General features: G+C 38.7%; 21 protein-coding genes, 1 tRNA gene and 1 pseudogene. 8 read left to right on the top strand and 15 right to left on the bottom strand.

The genetic code is table 11. The features are described from left to right. The 3 genes from BM163_RS13905 to BM163_RS12535 form a co-directional block, all read left to right on the top strand. Positions 1-207 (top strand): hypothetical protein (locus BM163_RS13905; protein WP_220083667.1); only part of this gene is annotated, 207 nt, incomplete at its 5' end. A 248-nt stretch (positions 208-455) separates the two neighbouring features. After that, positions 456-1,484 carry an ornithine cyclodeaminase family protein gene (locus BM163_RS12540; RefSeq protein ID WP_089803529.1) on the top strand — a complete coding sequence of 343 codons (1,029 nt, stop codon included), beginning with the start codon at positions 456-458 and terminating at the stop codon, positions 1,482-1,484. 165 nt (positions 1,485-1,649) lie between these two features. Beyond that, positions 1,650-1,726: transfer RNA gene (locus tag BM163_RS12535), tRNA-Met, on the top strand. A gap of 137 nt (positions 1,727-1,863) precedes the next feature. Here BM163_RS12535 and BM163_RS12530 read toward each other — a convergent pair. The 6 genes from BM163_RS12530 to BM163_RS12505 all read right to left on the bottom strand — a co-directional run bounded on the left by BM163_RS12530 (position 1,864) and on the right by BM163_RS12505 (position 7,658). Beyond that, positions 1,864-2,829, bottom strand: a complete 966-nt coding sequence (locus BM163_RS12530; protein ID WP_089803528.1) for a tRNA dihydrouridine synthase — start codon at positions 2,827-2,829, stop codon at positions 1,864-1,866. A 200-nt stretch (positions 2,830-3,029) separates the two neighbouring features. After that, positions 3,030-3,824 (bottom strand): energy-coupling factor transporter transmembrane component T family protein, encoded by a 795-nt coding sequence (locus tag BM163_RS12525; RefSeq protein WP_089803527.1) that lies wholly within the window; start codon positions 3,822-3,824, stop codon positions 3,030-3,032. After that, on the bottom strand, positions 3,821-4,678 hold the full coding sequence (locus tag BM163_RS12520; RefSeq protein ID WP_089803526.1) for an energy-coupling factor transporter ATPase: 858 nt from the start codon (positions 4,676-4,678) through the stop codon (positions 3,821-3,823). The genes BM163_RS12525 and BM163_RS12520 overlap by 4 nt, the downstream gene beginning before the upstream one ends. After that, positions 4,675-5,481 carry an energy-coupling factor transporter ATPase gene (locus BM163_RS12515; protein WP_170243741.1) on the bottom strand — a complete coding sequence of 269 codons (807 nt, stop codon included), beginning with the start codon at positions 5,479-5,481 and terminating at the stop codon, positions 4,675-4,677. The genes BM163_RS12520 and BM163_RS12515 overlap by 4 nt, the downstream gene beginning before the upstream one ends. A gap of 99 nt (positions 5,482-5,580) precedes the next feature. Then, on the bottom strand, positions 5,581-6,519 hold the full coding sequence (menA, locus tag BM163_RS12510) for a 1,4-dihydroxy-2-naphthoate polyprenyltransferase (protein WP_089803524.1): 939 nt from the start codon (positions 6,517-6,519) through the stop codon (positions 5,581-5,583). 98 nt (positions 6,520-6,617) lie between these two features. Then, entirely contained in the window at positions 6,618-7,658 is a 1,041-nt protein-coding gene (locus BM163_RS12505) for an FAD:protein FMN transferase (RefSeq protein WP_089803523.1), read from the bottom strand. A gap of 605 nt (positions 7,659-8,263) precedes the next feature. Here BM163_RS12505 and BM163_RS12500 point away from each other — a divergent pair. The 4 genes from BM163_RS12500 to BM163_RS12485 all read left to right on the top strand — a co-directional run bounded on the left by BM163_RS12500 (position 8,264) and on the right by BM163_RS12485 (position 12,259). Further along, entirely contained in the window at positions 8,264-10,132 is a 1,869-nt protein-coding gene (locus BM163_RS12500) for an FAD-dependent oxidoreductase (protein WP_089803522.1), read from the top strand. A 165-nt stretch (positions 10,133-10,297) separates the two neighbouring features. Continuing rightward, on the top strand, positions 10,298-10,738 hold the full coding sequence (locus BM163_RS12495; RefSeq protein WP_170243740.1) for a NusG domain II-containing protein: 441 nt from the start codon (positions 10,298-10,300) through the stop codon (positions 10,736-10,738). Beyond that, positions 10,731-11,282 carry a Gx transporter family protein gene (locus tag BM163_RS12490; RefSeq protein WP_089803520.1) on the top strand — a complete coding sequence of 184 codons (552 nt, stop codon included), beginning with the start codon at positions 10,731-10,733 and terminating at the stop codon, positions 11,280-11,282. Before BM163_RS12495 ends, BM163_RS12490 begins: the two co-directional genes overlap by 8 nt. Continuing rightward, positions 11,279-12,259, top strand: coding sequence for a polyprenyl synthetase family protein (locus BM163_RS12485; protein ID WP_089803519.1), 981 nt, complete (start codon positions 11,279-11,281; stop codon positions 12,257-12,259). Before BM163_RS12490 ends, BM163_RS12485 begins: the two co-directional genes overlap by 4 nt. A gap of 160 nt (positions 12,260-12,419) precedes the next feature. On the opposite strand, the gene BM163_RS12480 is transcribed toward BM163_RS12485, so the two are convergent. The 9 genes and pseudogenes from BM163_RS12480 to ptsG form a co-directional block, all read right to left on the bottom strand. Next, positions 12,420-12,953 (bottom strand): hypothetical protein, encoded by a 534-nt coding sequence (locus BM163_RS12480; protein ID WP_089803518.1) that lies wholly within the window; start codon positions 12,951-12,953, stop codon positions 12,420-12,422. Between the two features lie 256 nt (positions 12,954-13,209). Further along, positions 13,210-13,620, bottom strand: a complete 411-nt coding sequence (locus BM163_RS12475; protein ID WP_089803517.1) for a S1 domain-containing RNA-binding protein — start codon at positions 13,618-13,620, stop codon at positions 13,210-13,212. 77 nt (positions 13,621-13,697) lie between these two features. Next, positions 13,698-14,078, bottom strand: a complete 381-nt coding sequence (locus tag BM163_RS12470) for a septum formation initiator family protein (protein ID WP_089803516.1) — start codon at positions 14,076-14,078, stop codon at positions 13,698-13,700. Between the two features lie 111 nt (positions 14,079-14,189). Continuing rightward, a complete protein-coding gene (locus tag BM163_RS12465) occupies positions 14,190-14,675 on the bottom strand; it encodes a hypothetical protein (RefSeq protein WP_089803515.1) in 486 nt (161 codons plus the stop codon). Beyond that, positions 14,675-14,962 (bottom strand): YabP/YqfC family sporulation protein, encoded by a 288-nt coding sequence (locus BM163_RS12460; protein WP_089803514.1) that lies wholly within the window; start codon positions 14,960-14,962, stop codon positions 14,675-14,677. Before BM163_RS12460 ends, BM163_RS12465 begins: the two co-directional genes overlap by 1 nt. A 57-nt stretch (positions 14,963-15,019) precedes the next feature. Further along, on the bottom strand, positions 15,020-15,292 hold the full coding sequence (locus BM163_RS12455) for an RNA-binding S4 domain-containing protein (protein ID WP_089803513.1): 273 nt from the start codon (positions 15,290-15,292) through the stop codon (positions 15,020-15,022). Between the two features lie 43 nt (positions 15,293-15,335). Further along, complete coding sequence (locus BM163_RS12450; protein WP_170243739.1) at positions 15,336-16,658, bottom strand: MazG family protein; 1,323 nt, start codon at positions 16,656-16,658, stop codon at positions 15,336-15,338. Positions 16,659-16,689: 31 nt separating this feature from the next. Further along, positions 16,690-18,231 carry a putative polysaccharide biosynthesis protein gene (locus BM163_RS12445; RefSeq protein WP_089803511.1) on the bottom strand — a complete coding sequence of 514 codons (1,542 nt, stop codon included), beginning with the start codon at positions 18,229-18,231 and terminating at the stop codon, positions 16,690-16,692. 141 nt (positions 18,232-18,372) lie between these two features. After that, a pseudogene (gene ptsG / locus BM163_RS12440) lies at positions 18,373-20,373 on the bottom strand (glucose-specific PTS transporter subunit IIBC); the annotation flags it as partial. A gap of 71 nt (positions 20,374-20,444) precedes the next feature. On the opposite strand from ptsG, the gene BM163_RS12435 reads away from it, so the two are divergent. Next, positions 20,445-20,726 (top strand): transposase family protein (locus tag BM163_RS12435; protein WP_143088232.1); only part of this gene is annotated, 282 nt, incomplete at its 3' end.

The following is a 20,726-nucleotide window of genomic DNA, read 5'->3' as shown; positions in this document are numbered from 1 at the left end:
GAGCAGAAACAAGGTCTACATCATTGGACGCAATGGGCGTATATGATGCGTACCCTGTCTTTTGTTAGAACCCATGTGTTCTACCAGACGGAACGATTCGACCAAAGCAAGTTGTGTTCCTGGAACACACTATTTCCCCAACATGCTTTAACAGATGTTGAGAAAATAGGTTTGCGGCGGTTGGAGAGTAGAAAATCCTATGCTTAGTTGAATGAGCATGGGTTGCCTTTAGGGTGTCCTTATGGAATCCCCTTCCTCAAACATTCGTGAGAATGTTAGGTGGGGGTAGTTCAATAAGCCTTGGTTGCCTTAACAGTGTCCTTATGCCATCTCCTTTCTCAAAAATCTGTGAGGATTTTAGGTAGCGTCTTACAATTACTATTGAAAACATACAGCCGTTCATATATTATATGACTATAAGTCAGTGACTGATAGTCATATAAGGAGGCATCACCATGTTAAACGGCAAAGAATATAGAGATTGGATCAATACAAAGTTAAGAATTGGGGAGGAGTTACTTTATTTAAGCGAAGCCGAATGTCGCGCATTACCTTTAAGTGATCAAGAAATTTTTAATTTAACTGAGCGGGCGCTCGTATTGTATAGCCAAAACAAAACTGATATGCCGGCTAAAATTGCTTTACACCCTATTCGCGACACATTTTATCATGCAATGCCAGCTTCAATTGAGGAAGTTAGTTCAGCGGGCATCAAGTGGGGATCTTGTTATCCTGAGAATAGACAGCAGTTTGGCATTCGACAAGCTAATGCGTTGATAATTTATAACGACTACTTGTCCGGTGTACCCCTTGCTGTAATGGATGGCTTATATATTACAGAAATACGTACCCCTTGCGTCTCTTTTGCATCAGCTAAATATATGGCCAAGCCCCACACGAAGACGTTTGGAATGATTGGTTGTGGTATTCAGGGACGGGAACACGTGCGTATAGCGCATCACACTTTAACTCAACTAGAGATGATCTATGTCTATGATACATATGAAGAGGCTGCCGATGCACTAATTAAAGATTTACAACCATATACACCATGTAAAATCATTAAAGCGCGCAGTATAGAAGAGTTAGTTAAATGTAGTGAAGTCATCGCAACAGCAACGATTATACCAGAAACACCTAATCCTCAAATTAAAGATGCATGGGTTACAAAAGGACAAACTCTTCTTTTAAGTGATTGTCATTCACTTGTAGAAGACAAAACAGTGAAACGGGCAGATAAATACACTTTAGACAGCGTGGCACAACATGAGCTTCTCGCGGGTTATGACTACTACCCTCACGGTCTACCTAAGGTCTATGCTCAGATCGGAGAAGTGTGTGGTGGGCAAAAAGCTGGGCGTGAATCAGATGATGAATTAATCATTTGTAACAATGTTGGGATGGCCGTTGAAGATATGATGCTATTGCGCGTGCTATTTGATCGTGCTCTGGAAACTAATGCCGGTAGAAAGTTACCACTATAACAATTAACTAAGAGACTCACACAGCAAATCGCGGCGGTTCAATGTTTAGTGATTGAGCCGCCAGATAAGAAAAGTACGCATGTTTTAATACAAGACAATAATTTTACTAAAAGACCTTGACACTTTTTACGGGGTGTTGTATTATATCACTTGTGACTTTCTTATGGCGGTGTAGCTCAGCTGGCTAGAGCGTACGGTTCATACCCGTGAGGTCGGGGGTTCGATCCCCTCCGCCGCTACCATTTTTAATAATAGGCTTTATACATACTTCACCGGTACTTACTTAGTAAGTGCCGGTGTTCATTTGTTTTGTTCAATTTTTAAAAATAAATAACCATCTTGATACACGTGTATCAAGATGGTTATTTATTTTTTTCTGTTATTCTAGGTCGCATTCATAGCGCTTGAGAATGTCGCGTACTTCATCTGTCGTATGTGTCTGCATCAACTCATTACGTAATTCACTTGCGCCTCTAAAACCTTTAACATAAATTTTGAAAAACCGCCGTAGCGGCTTAAAAGAACGATCTTCCAACTTTGTATAATGATCAAATAAATCTAAGTGACGATTGAGTAAACCTAAAAATTCTTGGTAAGTATGCTCCTTCTGTTCTTTCTCAAAAGCAAAGGGATTTTTAAAAATGCCTCGTCCAATCATGACACCATCGATACCATACTTCTCAGCTAGCTCTAATCCTGTCTGACGATCAGGAATATCGCCATTGATTGTTAGTAGTGTGTGCGGTGCAATCTCATCGCGAAGCCGCTTAATATCAGGAATTAATTCCCAATGCGCATTAAAGTCACTCATTTCCTTACGCGTTCTTAAATGAATCGACAAGTTAGCAATATCTTGCTTCAAAATGTGCGTCAACCATTCTCGCCATTCATCTAAATCAGTATAGCCGAGCCTTGTTTTCACACTGACTGGCAGTCCCCCTGCTTTAGTCGCTTCAATTATTTCGGCTGCCTTATCAGGAAATCTGATTAATCCAGCCCCTTTTCCTTTTGTTGCGACGTTTGCTACCGGACATCCCATATTTATATCAATGCCTTTAAATCCAGCTTTTTCTAAGCCCATGCTCATTTGTTTAAAATATTTCGGTTCATCTCCCCAAATATGAGCAACCATAGGCTGTTCATCTTCGGTAAAGGTAAGCCGACCTCTCACGCTTTCTTTACCTTCTGGATGACAATAGCTCACTGTATTTGTAAATTCAGTGAAGAATACGTCAGGTCGTGCTGCCTCACTCACGACATGACGAAAAACGACATCTGTGACATCTTCCATTGGTGCTAAGATAAAAAATGGTCGCGGTAAATCCCGCCAAAAATTTTCGTTCATATTAAAATCCTTTCAAGTTAACATACAGCTATTTTTTGATTAGAAAGCAACCTCAATTGTTTCTTTACTAGTTATATCACGAGCAGCGACTACTTATCAATATACTTATTCACGGAAATCAATGTCATAATGTCATATTAGACAAAAACACCTTTTTTCATGTCGGTTATTTGTGCTCTATTGTTTCACCGCACATATCCCTAAATGTTGAATGATATGACAACAAGCATTAAAACAAGCATTAAAACAACACCTAAAGTATCTTTAAAACCCCATATTAATGCACGGTAATGGGTACGTTTCTCACCACTTTTATAACCCTTCACCTCAAGAACATCCGCCATATCTTCCGCACGTTTTAAAGAGTGCGCAAACAACGGTAGAACAAGTGGCGTGAGTGCTCTCATCTGTTCAAGAAGATTACCCTCACCAAACACCATCCCTCTTGCTCTCTGGGCATTCATTACTTTCTCTGTCTCATCAAGTAAGTTAGGAATAAAACGAAGCGCAATCGACAACATTAAACTTAACTCTTCTACTGGCACATACAGATAACGAAGTGGCTTTAATAGAAAATAAATGGCATCAGTTAAGTCAATCGGCTTTGTCGTTAGCGTTAACACTGTTGAAATGAAAATCATCTCAATAAACCTTAAAAATGTATATAGTCCACTCAGAAGACCAAAATGTGACACAGTTAAAAAACCAACATCAAAATAGACAACTCCTCCTCGTGTGGTAATGATTCTTAATACTGTCGCAAAAAGAATCAGCCAAATGAGCGGGCGCACACCTCGAATGTATATACTTAGTGACACCCGTGTCATCATCATAATGACAAGCGTAAGAATAAAGAAAATCACTTGTAAAAAAAAGTGGTCCAGAAAGAATAATAAGCCAATAAAATATAGGACGAAAATGAGCTTAAACCGTGGATCTAGTTGATGAATCAATGAATTTCCCGGGAAATACCGGCCAATGATTAAGCGATTCATACCCATCCCTCCTCTATCAAACCATTCGCAAGTTCAGTTAAAGTCAATGCTCGATTTTTTAATCGCTGACCTTTCGCTGCTTCAAGTTGTTGTTGGAGCGACAAAGCTGTTGGCACATCTAGCTGATATTGATCCAGTAAGTCTTGATTTGCAAATAACGTTCGCACGTCTTGATGGGCCTTAATTTGACCTTCTGCCATGACAATCGCATCATCAGCATAATAAGCGACATCGTCCATATCATGTGTCACCATTAGCGTCGTTAGTTTTTCAGCTGTATGCAAGTCATACAACATATCTAAGATTTGTTTTTTTGCTTCTGGGTCTAGTCCAGCGGCTGGTTCATCTAAAACAAGAATATCAGGCTTGGTCGCAAGAATCCCCGCAATTGCCACCCGGCGTTGTTGACCACCCGAAAGACTAAAAGGTGATCGCTCTAGGAGAGAGCGATCAATCCCTGTTAACTGACACACCTCTTTAATCGTCGTCTCGATCTCTTTTTCTGACATATTAAAGTTCCGAGGACCAAAGGCTAAGTCTTCATAGACAGTATCGGCGAATAATTGATGTTCTGGGAATTGAAAAGCCATCCCGACCCGTTTTCGCACTTGCTTTAACGCCTCTTTTGACGCTTTAGCGGTAAACACAACCTCTCCGACACTCACTTCACCAACACTCGGTAACAATAAACCATTAATCAGCTTCAATAAACTAGACTTCCCAGCACCGGTTGGACCAATAACTGCTGTAAATGAACCTGGCAACACCTCTGCAGTTAAATCCCTCAAGATATTTTCCTGTTTAATTGGACCTAGTTGATAATTAGCACTAACACGGTTAAAGGTTATGTTCATAAAAAATTCACCATGTCAGCTTGTGACATAAACCCTTCTTTTAATCGATGATTTTTTTTAATCAAAAGACGATGTAATGCTTCACTCGGCGGTGGCGTTAGTGAAGCATTACGTTCATAAATTTCAGCTACTGTCCCATCATCTTTTAGCTGAGCATCTCCCATAACAATGACACGATCACTACGTTCTACTTCTTCTGGGTCATGAGTAATCGAAATAATGGTGAGTGGATACGTTTTTTTTAAGTCGCTTAGTAAGGTCAATAGCTCGCGCCGACTATAAGGATCAAGCATAACAAACGCTTCATCAAAAATCATCACATCCGGTTGCATCGCTAATAGTCCCGCGATTTGTACCCTCTGTTTTTGTCCGCCCGAAAGGCTCGTTGGATCTTGTGATCTTAAGTCCCACATGTCAACATCTTTTAGCGCCTTTTCTACTCGCCGTTTCATTTCAGGTCTTATGATTTGTTGGTTTTCTAAGCTAAACGCTACATCATCTTCAACCGATGTTCCGATAAACTGATGATCTGGATTTTGAAACACGACACCGACTGTTTTTCTGAATAAGGGTAACGTCTCTTCAGTAAGTAAGACATCGTTAAGAAATAGCTCTCCTCGGTCTAAGCGATAAAGCCCCGATAACACTTTAGCAAGGGTGGATTTTCCTGACCCATTATCTCCAATCAAACTAATCCATTCACTCGCATAGAGTTCTAAATTTATATCTTCTAACTGATAGTTGTCGTAACGTTTATCATAACGGTAATAACCGTTAATCACTTTTAATACCGTCTTTCTCAAGATGTCTCACCTCTTTTCGATAAATAACACGCTATTATTTAGTAGTCCTGAATTATAAAGTCAAATACATAACATTTTTTAAAAACAATAATAAACAAATTAAATAAATAAAGCGAGCAAGAAACTCATCACAAGTGCGCCATTGACAATCACTAAGTTTTTCACCGATACTACAAAGGTTTCTTGTTTGATTTGTTTTTTATTAAATATTTGGACATGTTTTAGTACGGGATAAAAACTAATTAAACTTATGAGAACAACAGCTGGAACAATTTGTAATGAAACAGCCGCAATAATTGCTACAAAACTTAAGACATAAAGGCTATTAAATAATTTCATCGCAGCACCCTTGCCGATATAGTAAGGAAGCGTGAAGCGATAATTGCTAATATCTTCTTCTAAATCACAAATGTTATTCGCCAGCATAAGGTTGGCAATCGTTAATACGCTTGGTAAACTAATTAACAGAATTTCTAATAGATAAATCAAATTCGCTTCAAATTGTAACGTCGCTCCGTTAAATCCTAAGTGCACAATTCCTTGGTCATAAGCGTTAATATAAACAGCTAAAAAGATAATCCCAAAGCCCATCGTAAAACCGGAGAACACCTCACCAAGCGGCATTCTTGACAACGGAATAGGTCCAAAAGTATAAAAGATACCAATCGCAAAACAAAGCGCCCCGATGACCAATACAAATAGATCTGTTCTAACTGTAAGCCAAATACCTAAACCACTAGCCAACACAAGCATAACGATAATTAAAGTTAAGACAAGCGTAGTCGGTATATTTTCTTGACCAATAACGTTTCGTTCTTTACGATACGTATCGGATGTCGCTTTTAAATAATCCATAAAGTTATTAATTGCTGTTGTTGTTAAATCAAACAGCAACATGGCCGCAAAGAAAATCATCGTGTTTACTATATTAAAACGACCATAGCGTAACCAAACGAATAACAGACCTATGAGAAATGGAAATACACTCGCGATTTTTGTTTGAATTTCAACAAGTTTTAAAAAAGTACGAATAGACATTTGTATTGCTCCCTTATTGTTAAGATAACATTGCTTGATAACTATTTTATTTTTTCTTTTCTCTTCTTTAAAATGGCATTAAATAGTGCGCTTTCTCACTATTTTACCGTTTCAAAATTATCATTAAGAACCTCGAACGTGTCGGTTAATCCACTAGATAAGACAATTCGTCGATCTTTTGTGACAAAAACCGCTTCCACATCTGGCAAATCTTCAATAAGTGCTAAACCATCCTCTAATCCTAAACTAAACACGGCGGTTGATAAAGCATCGCCAGCAAGTGAGGTCTCACTCGCAATCGTCACACCGGCAATTTCATTTTCAAATGGATAACCTGTATCTGGGTCAAGAATGTGGTGATACGTCTCACCATCGACTTCAAGATAGCGTTCGTATATACCAGAAGTCACAACGGATAAATCACTGGCTCGAATACGCCCAAGGAGTTGACCCCTTCCTAGATAAGGGTTCTGTACACCTACTGTCCACGCTTCACCAGAAGGACGATTTCCTTTAACATAGACGTTACCACCTAAATCAATAATTGCGGTCGTCACACCTTGTTCATCAAAATATTTAACTACTTCATCAGCAATAAAACCTTTTGCGATAGCGCCAAGGTCAATTTCCATGCCTTCTATTGGTAAGAATACTGTCTGATTTTCTTTATCTAATTCTACCTGTTCGTGGTCGACAACTGAAAGTGTCGCGTCTATTTCTGCTTGTGACGGCTTTCTAGCGTCATCATACCCAATGCGCCATAAATTAGTTAGCGGACCGGTCGTAATATCAAAACCACCATCAGATAGATCGCCATAACGGATAGATTCTTCTACTAAATGAAAGACAGGCGCTGATACTTTTACCGGTTCAATTCCTGCCATTTGATTAATTTTGCTGGTTTCTGAAGAATCAATCTCATCGCTTAAAATCTGTTCCCAGTCAGCAATCAAGTCAAACGCACCTTCGACTGTATCTTCATGCCCCTCGTCGTATACAGATATGTTGACGACGGTCCCAATCACAAATCCTGTCTCTTTAATCGGACTATCTAATAAGCCATCCTTGTTTCCGCATGCTACTAAGACTACAAATAATAATCCTACAATCAGACTTCTTATTAATTGTTTCATTGCCATCCCTCTTTCATTGTATATTATGCATTAAACGTTATCTCTTTTATCCTTCCAAAAAATCGATTAAATCGATCAATACCATTAAGGAGAAAAGATGACCTTGTTTTACAAACCACCTGTGAATATTATCACAAAAATCTATCTTAAACGATAAACAACATAATATCTACTATGTTGTTTCGCTCTCTACTCACTGATCACATGCCTATAGTTCATAGTCTGTTACATTGCGTGCTCAATCATTTTCCTTTACTATTCTAGCTGTTTTTATCATCAATGTGAATACTTTGACAACTATTTTGTTTAATTAATTGTTTTAATCACAGAAAAACATCTCTACTTCTCCCTTTCTCTCATTACCACATAAAATCACCTCACCTTATTTTAGTTATGGTTAAAAAATCGACTCATCTCGACCGCATAAAGCGACACATTTAAATATCTGTGTATAAGCATGTGAAAATTTATACTTTCTATATATTTTCTTATAAAATCTTTCAAAAGCCCTAGACATACGACATATTTGGCGTTAGAATAGGTAACGGTTGTTCAAGTATTCACAACAAATTTTTAATCTGAAACAAATATATATTTAGGAGAGTGAGTGCATGGCTAAAAAAGATATCGTCCTAATTGGTGCCGGTTATGCTGGTGTTCATGCGGCGAAAAAGTTAGCTAAGAAATTTAAAAAAGATGATGATGTGACCATCACATTAATCGATCGTCATTCTTATCACACAATGATGACCGAGTTACATGAGGTTGCAGCACACCGCGTAGAACCTGATGCGATACAATTCGACTTACGTCGCCTCTTTAACCGTACGAAAGTGAATCTTGTCACAGACAATGTCACACACGTTGATCATGACAAGAAAAAAGTTATTACTGAAACCGGTGAATTTAACTTTGACTACCTTATCTTAGGTATGGGTGGGGAACCAAATGACTTTGGCACACCTGGTGTGAAAGAACATGGCTTTACATTATGGTCATGGGAAGATGCAGTTAAAATGCGTGAGCAAATTGAGTCAATGGTCTTAAAAGCAGCAAATGAACACGATGAAAAAACACGTCGTGCTATGCTAACCTTCACTGTTTGTGGCTCAGGCTTCACTGGTATCGAGCTCGCTGGTGAATTACTTGAATGGAAAGATCGTCTAGCAAAAGACCATAAGCTTGACCCAGAAGAAATTACAATTTACGTTATTGAAGCAGCACCAACCATTCTTAACATGTTAGAACGTCGTGATGCCGATAAAGCAGAGCACTACTTACAAAAACACGGTGTACGCATTTTAAAAGATTCACCAATCGTTGAAGTACGTGAAACTGAAATCGTTCTTCAAAGTGGTGAAATCATCCCAACTTATACATTAGCATGGACAGCTGGGGTAAAAGCTAATACAGATACGGAATCATTTGATTTAGAACAAGCGCGTGCAGGTCGCTTAAAAGTTAATAAATTTATGCAATCAGAAGTACATGAAAATGTTTATGTCGTTGGAGATTTAGCTTATTTTGAAGAAGAGCCAGGAAAACCAACACCGCAAATTGTTGAAGCTGCAGAACAAATGGGTACAACAGCGGCGAAAAATATTATAGCTGATATTAAAGGTGAAGAAAAAGTCGGTTACGAAGGTAAATATCATGGCGTTATGGTATCCATTGGTGCGCGTTATGGTGTTGCGGACTTAATGGGCTTACACTTAAGTGGCTGGTTTGCTAACTTTGTGAAGCACCTTGTTAACCTCTATTACTTCTTTGGGATTGGCAGTGGCTATTACATGTTCAAATATGTTGAGCATGAATTCTTCCACACAAAAGATAAACGTAATATTTTCCGTGATTTCTTAACACGTTACGGTAATGTTCTTTGGAGCATTCCACTACGTATCTTCGTTGGTGGGTTCTGGATTGTCGAAGCAGGTTCTAAACTTTGGGGTAAGACGAAATGGGACGAAGCAACGTCTAGTTTCTCTAAAGTCGGTGAATTATTTACAGGTCTTGGTGAAGATTCATGGTTAACATCAGATACACTTAACATTAACTTTGGTTGGTTACAAGATGCAACTTCAGCAGCATCTGATGCAGCTGGCGAGTGGGCAGAACCTATTCTTTCTGAAATGCCCGTCTGGTTTGAGTGGATCATGAAGATTTTTGTACCAACACAGGAGATGGCACTGTTCGCACAAAAATCTATGGTATTTGTTGAACTTGCGATCGGTTTAGCTTTAATCGCTGGATTATTTACATGGTTAGCTTCAGCAGCAAGTGCTGGTTTCCTTGTGATGTTTACTCTAACTGCAATGCTTGGTTGGGATAAAGTTTGGGCACTTCCAGCGTCTATCGCCTTACTTAATGGTTCAGGCCGTACATTCGGTTTAGACTACTGGGTGATTCCATTTATCCAAACAAAACTAAGTAAGTTCTGGTACGGGGAACCCAAGGCGATATACTCTGACCATAAAAAATAACGGGTAAATTAAATAATGCGACGTAGTTGCGATGGCTTTCTCCTATAGAGAGCCATCGCACTCTACTTTTAATTAAACCTGACTAGTCGCAGATAAACCCTTGCTCCTGTGATTTTGTGCATATACAATTAAGGGTAAATGAAAACAATGAAAGGAAGTGAAGAAATGAAACGTTTTTTAGAGCTTGCGACTTGGAGTGATATGCTTCTTTTATTTGTGCTTATAGGTATTTCTTTTCTTCCTTTCGTTATTTTTTATGCACAACAATCGGCTACAGGGGAACGATATGTCGTTATTACCGAAGACCGACAGGTCTTACATGACATTCGCCTTGCTGATATATCAGAACAAAGACAGATTCCGATTGAGTCAGAGGATGGGCAATATAATGTAGTAGAAGTCTCAGCCGATGGTGTCGTTATGAGTGACGCTAACTGTCATGATCAAATATGCGTGCGCTCGGGTAAGATTCTTGCACCAGGTGAGACTATTGTCTGTTTGCCGCATAAAGTCATCATCGAAATAACAGCTGAAGACAACGCTGATAACGTTGACGTTGATATTATAAGCTCATTTATTTCGGTAAAGGGGTTATACTATGAGTAATAATCAACGACTCGTTTATATAGCCTTACTTGCGAGCCAAGCTGTGATTATCGGTTTAGTTGAACGGATGATTCCATCACCTTTCTTTTTCGCACCTGGAGCTAAGTTAGGCCTCGCCAATATCATTACATGCATGGCACTCTACACGTTACCAGTAAAGGATACGATGAAAGTAGTCGTCATCCGCTTATTACTTCAAACACTTTTAGCTGGAACTGTCTCGACATTTCTTTACAGTGCCATGGGCGCACTACTGAGTTTTATTGGTATGTTAGGCGTCAAACAACTACCGAAAGTAAGCATGATTGGCGTCAGTGCCACAGGCGCTGTCCTGCATAATGTAGGCCAGCTTATTGTCGCAAGTCTTGTTGCCAATACATTCAGTGTCATGCTTTACTTACCCGTATTATCGCTGATTGGTATTTTAACAGGGATTGCCACAGGAATTGCTGCTCACTATTTATTACATCACGTTGAACGTCTCCATTATTATATGGATTTAAAAACACTCGATATTGAAGATATGAAAGAGGTTAGATTATGACCACCTATCAGAATTGGCAAAATAATGAGACGTTAATCAAAGACCTTCAAGCGGTTGAAGAAATGATTAACCAACATATTCGCATAAAAAACAAGCAGATAGAAGCACAAATTAAACAAGTAACGAATAATCACGGCAAAATGTTACGACCTTTATTTGTTATTTTGACTAGCAAGATGGGAAATAAGTACGATCACAATAAGACTATCGCACTTGCTGCTGCGATGGAAACTCTTCATATGGCCACGCTAATTCATGATGACGTGATTGACCAGGCAGATACAAGGAGACAAATACCAACACTGCACACCGTAAAAGATAATCGTTATGCCATATATGCTGGGGACTATCTCTTTTCTATTTGTTTCAACATGTTGTCAAAGTATACCGAAGAGTTCGACATCCTCAACTATAACGCACGCACTATGGAAAAAGTGCTGATTGGAGAACTTGATCAGTTGGAAGCTCGTTTCACACCACCAAAAAGTGTCAAGCGTTACCTTTCCCGTATATCAGGTAAGACAGCACAACTATTCGCGGTAAGTTGTTATATAGGGGCAACAGAAAGCGGCGCATCATTACGGGATCGTCAGCGGGCATACAATATGGGGAAATATATTGGTATGGCTTTTCAAATTATTGACGATATTCTTGATTTTAAAGGCGATGAGAAAAACGTCGGTAAACCAGTGATGGCTGATATCAGACAAGGTATTTTTACTTTACCACTTATCTATAGCTATCAACAACAACCTGATGCCGTTAGCGCTCTTTTAAAAAGACCTAAGCCATATACCGATGAGACCATTCACGCATTAGAGCAACAGATTATTCAAACAGAAGCTTTAGATGCGGCACAAAGATTAGCTGAACGTTATACACATAAAGCTTTAGCTACTTTATCAAAATTGCCAGAAGGTAGTTATAAAGCGATGTTAGGACAGATTATTTCTGACATGCTTGAACGTACACTGTAATAACATATCATTAATCATCTGACCTTATTTTGTTTTTTTCTCTTATTTAACTCATAAAAAATAGCCATTCACACAAAAAGAGCAGCTTCAGAGCGAATGGCTTTACCGATAACAAAAAAGCTTGAGCGCTGTTATAAGCTCAAGCTTTTTAATATAATAATTATTCTTCTACTGATACTTCGCCTTCAACTGTACCATCTAAAGTAGCAGATGCTTCGTAGTCGGCATTCGCAAAGACAACATTACCCGTTACAGTCGCTGTTTCATGCAATAGGAAACCAGCTGCTTCTACATACACATCACCAGCAAGGATACCTCCTTGGAAGTTTAAGTTTTCACTTTGAACAACTAAACGCTCAGTTGTAATTGTCCATTGGTCAATAATATTACGCTCATCATCTTGTGTGTATGCTGCGATTTTACGATAGATATCGCCATCGTCTTCGCCACCATTACGGAATTCACCCGCAACAACAAGTTCACCATCCACTGTCATGTCTTGTGTTGGAATAATGATCCATGTACCATTTTCTGATGCGGATGCTTTCAAGGCTTCGCCATCATCAGCAAATGATGCTGCTGTTGTTGTATCTGCACCCTCTTCAGCTGCATCATCTGTGCTAGTGTCGTCTGAGCCACATGCTGCAAGCAAAGCAACAGATAAAATCATGGCTAAAAATAATTTGAATTTCATTCGGAAATCCCCCTAAGTTTGATAGTTTATATGCGCTTTCACGCACACATTTATTATATCACATATCTTTACTTTTTAAACGTTAAAGTATATAAAAAGGCTCTGTTTTACTTTAATTGAGTCTTTATTCATATGTTCACACGATGTGATAACTAAAATGCGTGACTCTATCCAAACAACATGAAAAAGCTACTATCTCAATTAAGAAATAATAGCTTGATAAGTCGTATCTTAAGCTCAAAGCTTACCGTGTAAGTTAGCCTCTCTTAGCTCCGCGACCTCCGCGTTTAGATTCTGTATGCTTTTTCAATGATGCTAGACGATCTTCAGAATCTTTTAAGAAACGATTCATTTTCGCCTCGAAATTTTCCGGACGTTCACGCGCTGGCTTTGGTTGGCTATGGCTCGGCTTACGGCGAGCTGGTGCCGGGTTATCCTTTGCCTTTTTAATTGATAATCCAATTTTTCCATCAGCTTCAACATTAAGGACCTTTACAGTCACTTCATCTCCAACTGATAAATGTTCGTTGATGTCCTTCACATAATTATCGGCAACTTCACTAATGTGGACCAGACCTGTCTTACCTTCTGGTAATTCCACAAACGCACCAAAATTTGTGATTCCCGTTACCTTACCCTGCAGCTTTTTGCCTACTTCGATTGACATAAAAAAAATGCTCCTCCTTAAGAATTAAAAAAAGATATAATGCCTAACTATATTATAGCCAGGCAATGAAAACAATGTCAATAAGATGGCGTCTCTTCTGTCAATTTAAATACGATTTCGCCTTCTTTTGTGAAGAAATAGTTCGTTTTTGCGATGCGCAAGATATAATCCTCATCTTGTAAGAGGTTTATCTCTTCTAATAGATTTGATTCTTCTTCATCCAAAGCTGTAAATTGTTGTTGTAATTGCTCATATTCTTGCTGTTTTTTAGCATGGAGTGATTGCTTCTCGATATACGCTTGTGCAAAAGCTACAATTGTTATAAATAAAATGATACCAAAGACAATAAGGCGTCGGCGCAATAGGCGTTGTCTTCGACGTTGACGTTCTTGATGCATATCATATTTATTCATATAATTTGACTGAATCCGTCTCACATTTTCTGTACGTCTCCTCATGCCCTAGCCTCCTCTTTGAACCACTATACTTATAGTACTTACATATATTGTACTACACTCTCCTGTAATTTGTATCGACCTTTTTCAGTATATATTCAGGCAAATACCTTATCAATTCTTGCGTTTCACACTGCTTGCACTATCATTTGACTCATCTTTTTCTATTTCTTCCCTCATAAACAAACCGTGTAACCTATTCCACAACATTAAAACTGGACACTGAATGATAAAGAATAGGCCTCTAAGGAACCACTTTATAAAAACAAATGGTAAGTAGATAAGAAAAAATACGCCCTGAATCAGAGTGATCCAAACCGACAAAACAATCGCATCGATTCGCCTGAAAATACGTACATATAAAACAATCCCACTGACGATTAAGCCAATAAAGAAATGATGGTGTTTGCCTCCATAGGTCAGATACAATAACCACGTATAAGTCACCGCATGTGAGAGGTAAATTAAACTCGAAAACATATAGGTGATTAGTATTTTCCCTTTTTTGTTAACCTTTAAACGTTGGTCAACCCGAAAGCAAAAAGCTAGATATAGGCCAAACCCAATAAAGATAAACACAGGTAAAAATAATTCAGCCATTATTTAAAATACTGACTAAACCAAGATTTCTTCTGTTGGTGATCCATGTAAGACACATCAATAATGAGCCCTTCTACTTCTATTAAACGCGCGTTTAAATCAAGTGTTTTTAACTGCAAATTCTCTCCCTTTATAAAGCAATGGCCTTTCACTGTATTTAATAAAAAAGTCGTTGAATCGAAACTTTCAACATCTGTGACCCCAACCATCTTGACGAATGTGCGATTGAGAATGGTCATACTGTGCTCTTTTTGTTCGTGCAAATCTACTGGATAGTTTTCTAACATAATAAAAACACCCTCCTTATGCTTATACTCTATGCATAGAAGGGCGTAAATAGACGATTAAAATGGATCTTTTTTTGGTCGTGGTTCATCTTTAATGATGGTATATAAGGATTGTGCTTCATCTTTTTTAACATTCTCTCGTAATGCGTCGATTTTAATCGTAAGAATTTTTTGTCCGAAAGTAATTATAAGCTCATCATCAACTTTGACTGTAGTTGATGCCTTAGCCTGATTCCCATTAACCGTGATTCGTCCTTGGTCAGCGACTTCTTTTGCGAGTGTTCGACGTTTAATTAAGCGTGAGATTTTTAAAAATTTATCCAATCGCATCTCTTTATCCTCCTTTAGGACTGTGCATTGCCAGTTTGATATTTTAGGTGCGTTTTTCATATTGCTCCATTAATTGTTTCATATAAGACCTAATTGCTAGATCGGGTTTTACTTTATGATAGCGCGCTTGCGCAATAATGGCAAATATTAATTGTCCAAGCTTATCTTCTCTCGAGGCACTTTCACATATATTCCATTCTTCAATAGCATCATGAACTGCGGGAATCTTTACCCCTTTATCCAATAATATCTCCGCAACTGCTTCTGCTTTTACTAGCGGTGTTGCCGATGTTGGGATCCGGTCAAACGCCGACCGTTTTATACCCTTTTCTTTCGCTTTAATCTTCTGCCAATTCTCTAAAACATCAGCCTCACCATTAACCTCAACATCTCCGAACACATGAGGATGTCGCCTTATCATTTTTTCTGTCAGTGTACGAATGACATCATCTACTGAAAAATAGCCGCAATCTTCTCCAATCTGACTATGCAACAATACTTGTAACAGTATATCACCTAGCTCTTCAACAATATCCTCGTCATTTTCTTCATTAATTGCATCAATCAATTCATATGCTTCCTCAATCACATGATGTCTTAGTGATTCGTGTGTTTGCTTTTGATCCCACGGACAACCGCCTGGTGCTCGTAGTCGATAAATCACCTCTCTAACATACGAAAACTGATGCGTGAGTAAGCCTTCGTCTGGCTTTTTAACATAGACGCTTGTTAAGTTAGATAGCGTTACCGAACGATCCAAGTTAAAGAGTGGGACAGTCTCTAAGCGTTCTGATACTGAACCTGCCGCTTCAACAATCGTGACCGGATAATCATCAGGTAGATCTTCCATCAGCGTTAGCTTTAAATCAGAGGCAATCATTTGATCATAGACTTGGCAAAAAACTAAGTGATGGCGATAATTTAAATCCCTTCGTTTAAAATCGGTCGCATCAACAAAACTAAAACCATCAATTGGATCAAGCTTTACTGCCGTAAATAGATCATCTAAATAACTTTGACCTCCGATAATTTCAACGTCTACATCTTCTTTCTCCATTAAAAGTTGTACTGTTTTCTCCGCAAGCATCGGATGGCCAGGAACAGCGTATAGAATTGTTTGTTGTTGTGACAACTGACAGAGTGTCTCTACAATTTCTTCATAAACCGCTTGAAAATTGTCATGCGACGTATACACGTCATCAAACGTCTGAAAGCTCACACCCTCTGCTGCTAGTGCCTGAACGACCGGATGATCATGCGTTCTTAAATAGATTGTACCAGGGTAAGTCGTGATTGTGCGGTAAAGTCCGACAGATAACTGATTTAAGTCCCCGCCGCCGAGACCACATATATGAATTTTTCCCATCATCATTCTCCTTCTATAGGGGCGTTTATAGTCATTTTTCTTTTAACAGTAAAGATTGTTCTTCTTTTGATATGGCACCCGTCTTAACGAGAAGAGTTCCAAACGTAATAATACCTAATGTAATAAGACTAAGTAAATATATAAATTGTAACATGCGTTGATCAGAAAAGAACCATGGTGATAGCAGTACATCCATACCAAAAACGACAATCGCCATGCCAACAAGCGCGATCATAAGCTTTACGATAGGTGCACCAAGACCTTGGGGTACATGCTTCTTTAATAACAGGCGATTGAAATAAAAAATGACAACTGTTGCTAATACTGTACTCACTGCTGCACCTGGTAAAAAGAAGGATGGGACTAGTAAATGATTGGTCAAATACTTCACTCCAAGGCCTGTGATAATACCGATAACGACGCGGCGTCCCTCTCCATACGCTTGTAGAATAGTGGACGTAATAATCGCCAGTGACGTAAACAAAACTGAAATGACAAATATTTGTAAACTAATTGTCCCTGCCGTGTCTTTAAATAAGACCAAATTTACTTTTTGCATAAGTAGCACTAAGCCAACCATAGCGGCACTTGATAGATATAAGCCGAATCGATACGCAGTGCCAGCTAGTTGAGCCATTTGCTTATGATCCTGTCGCTTTGTCGCTTTTGTTAATCCAGGGACAAGAGCAAGGGTAATAGAGCTTGAGGCAACAATACCTAATTGACTCAATGGTTGGGCACGATCTAAAACACCCTTTAATATTTGCGCATCATTTAATGAAGAACCTGACTCCTTTAATAAACCAACTAAAGTAAAAGCATCTACCCATTGTAAAAGCAGTAGCACCATATGATTCATCGCGATCATTACACTATATAAAAGGAGCGGTTTCACTAATATCGAATAAGAAAAAGGCGCCGTAGATAAATTATTCAGATCTGTTTGTTCAGCCTGTTTTTTATTCCTTATATAAAAATAGCTTAGTGCAACACCACCACCAACAAGTGCTCCTAATCCCGCAACAATCCCGACATTGTAAAGCGATTGTTGTTGCCGCATAATGATAACAGCACCAACAATGATCACGCTAACGCGGAAAAGTTGTTCTAACACTTGTGAAATCGCTGTTCGATCAATGCGACCTTCCGCCTGATCAAAGCCTCGTTCTAAAGCAAGCTCAGGTAAAATAAACAGTAGCAAAAAACTTACACGCAAGCCCGTTACTAAAGAATGATCTCCCATCCACCGACTAAACGTCGGAGCTAAAGCAAACAGACAAATAAACAACATTAAAGCAACGCTATATAAAAAGTAACGCATCTTCTTTTTTTTACGCTTAAAACTGGGCTGATCAATCAATAAAGCAGCTATACTTTGCGGCAAACCATAAAGCATAAGCATGGTCATCATACCGATGAACGGATAAATTTGTTGATAAATATAAAAGCCTACATCGCCCGTAATATTTTGAAGGGGAATGCGGTAAAAAGCGCTAAGGACTTTGCTGAGTAAGCCCGCATACGTTAATATAATCGCACCACGGACAATCTCTTTATCTGTTTGGCTCATCATTCATATTCCTTTCACTTCTTAACTTCACGGTCCATTATAGCATATTAAGTTTAAAAAAAGACCCCGTCCATGGCAAGGACGAGGTGTTAAATATAGTATACTGAAAAAATATATCCTAAAGCACAAAGCGCTCTAAAGATCTTAACTTAATTGTGCAAAGTTAGACTGACCTAAGTTAATCTTACCTTCTTTAACGTGGATAGATTGTCCTTCTTTAAGATTAGTGAAAATGATAGGTGTCATAGTTGATGTGGCATGTTCACGGATGTAATCTAGATCCATCTTCATAATAACATCACCTTTTTTCACTGTTTGCCCTTCTTCTAGTACTTGTGTGAAACCTTTACCTTCTAACTTCACCGTATCAATACCGATGTGAATAAGAATTTCTAAACCGTTATCAGCTTCAATACCAATCGCATGTTTTGTTGGGAAGATATTTAAAATCTTGCCATCTACCGGACTTGCAACTTCTCCTACTGTCGGATTAATCGCAAAACCATCACCCATCATTTTCTGTGAAAAGACTTGATCAGGCACCTCAGTGATTGGCATTAAGTCACCTGTCATTGGACTTTGAATGTCCAAAGTATCCATCTCAACATCTTTTGACATTGCTACATCTTTTGACTCGACTGGTCGTGGTGTTTTACCATCAATTATATCTTGCATTTGTCCACGAATAGTATCTGATACTGGACCATAAATAGCCTGAATGTTGTTACCAACCTCCATCACACCACTCGCACCTAGTTCTTTTAAACGTTTTTTATCAACGTTTTTAATATCTTTAACACTTACACGTAACCGTGTAATACATGCATCTAAATTCGTAATGTTTTCTTCGCCACCCATCGCTGCTAAAATCGCGAATGGACGATCATCTTTACTGCTTGATTGGGTGTCACTTTGTTCTTCATCTTCACGACCTGGTGTCTGTAAGTTAAACTTCGTAATGGCAAATCGGAAACCAACATAATAAATAACACTAAACACCAGACCAATAATGATTACCCACCACCAGTCAGTGCGGTTAGGCATGATACCAAAGAGAATATAGTCAATTAAACCACCAGAGAATGTCATACCGATTTTTACATCGAGTAAATACATTGTCATAAATGATAACCCCGCAAATACAGCGTGTATCCCAAAGAGCATAGGTGCCACAAATAAGAATGAGAACTCTAATGGCTCTGTAATACCCGTTAAAAATGATGTTAAAGCAGCGGATAGCATTAAACCACCTACCACTTTTTTCTTTTCAGGACGTGCGGTATGATAAATTGCTAAAGCTGCCGCTGGTAAACCGAACATCATGAACGGGAACTTGCCTGTCATGAAATTACCAGCAGTGAAGTTCACGCCATCAGATAACTGTGCAAAGAAAATTGTTTGATCCCCGCGGACAACTTCACCTGCTTGTGAAACATATTCACCGAATTCAAACCAAAACGGCGAATAAAAAATATGATGTAACCCAAAAGGAATAAGCGAACGCTCAATCACACCAAAAATAAATGTTGATAGCGTACGGTTAGTATCAAGCATTAAGTGAGATAGCGCATTTAAACCATCTTGTGCAAACGGCCATACGAAGACCATCACTAAACCAAGAATAAGTGACGAAAACGCTGTGATAATCGGTACAAAACGCTTACCAGCAAAGAAGCCTAAAAACGGTGGTAATTCTATGTTAAAGAACCTATTATACATAAATGACGCTAATACACCGACAATAATACCACCAAATACACCTGTTTGAAGTGTATTAATACCAAGCATCTGCGTGTAAGCAGGATCTGAAACCATCTCAGGCGTTACGCCTGCGAAAACACCCATTGTGACGTTCATAATTAAGTAACCAATAATAGCAGCAAGACCCGCAACACCGTCACCTTTGGATAGGCCAATCGCAACACCAACAGCAAAAAGAAGCGGTAAATTATCAAAAACGACACCACCAGCTCTATTCATTACTTCTAAAATTAATTGAACACTTTCATTTCCAAACCAAGGGAAACGTTCTACCCAAGAATCTTGAGCAAAACTCGCACCAAAGGCAAGTAAAATACCAGCAGCTGGTAGTAAGGCAACTGGCAACATTAAGGCTTTACCAATCTTTTGTAAAGTACCAAATAAGGGTTCTTACGCAACTTTGGGGATATGGAGTATCCAAAACAGGGTATAGGATAGTGAAAGGGGTGATTGTTATGCTTCATTCTATCACGACACTTGACCCTCATATTCACATCGTATCAATATCAGAAGAAACCGATAGTATTCATGTTGTGGCGTTTATAGAATCAAAAAGCGCCACATGCCCGCATTGCCATCAGAAAAGTTGTCGCGCGCATAGTCATTACACAAGGGTGATTGATGATTTACCTATTCAAAATAAGGCGGTACGCATTTATCTGAGAAGTAAAAAATGGTTTTGTACCAACATGTCTTGTGAAAGTAAAGTATTCACTGAACGTTATGATTGGTTACTT

This window comes from Halolactibacillus alkaliphilus, assembly GCF_900115465.1.
Taxonomy (GTDB): Bacteria; Bacillota; Bacilli; order Bacillales; family Amphibacillaceae; genus Halolactibacillus; species Halolactibacillus alkaliphilus.
Note: the sequence above shows the minus strand (reverse complement) of the source record. Positions and strands in the feature narration are given on the sequence as shown.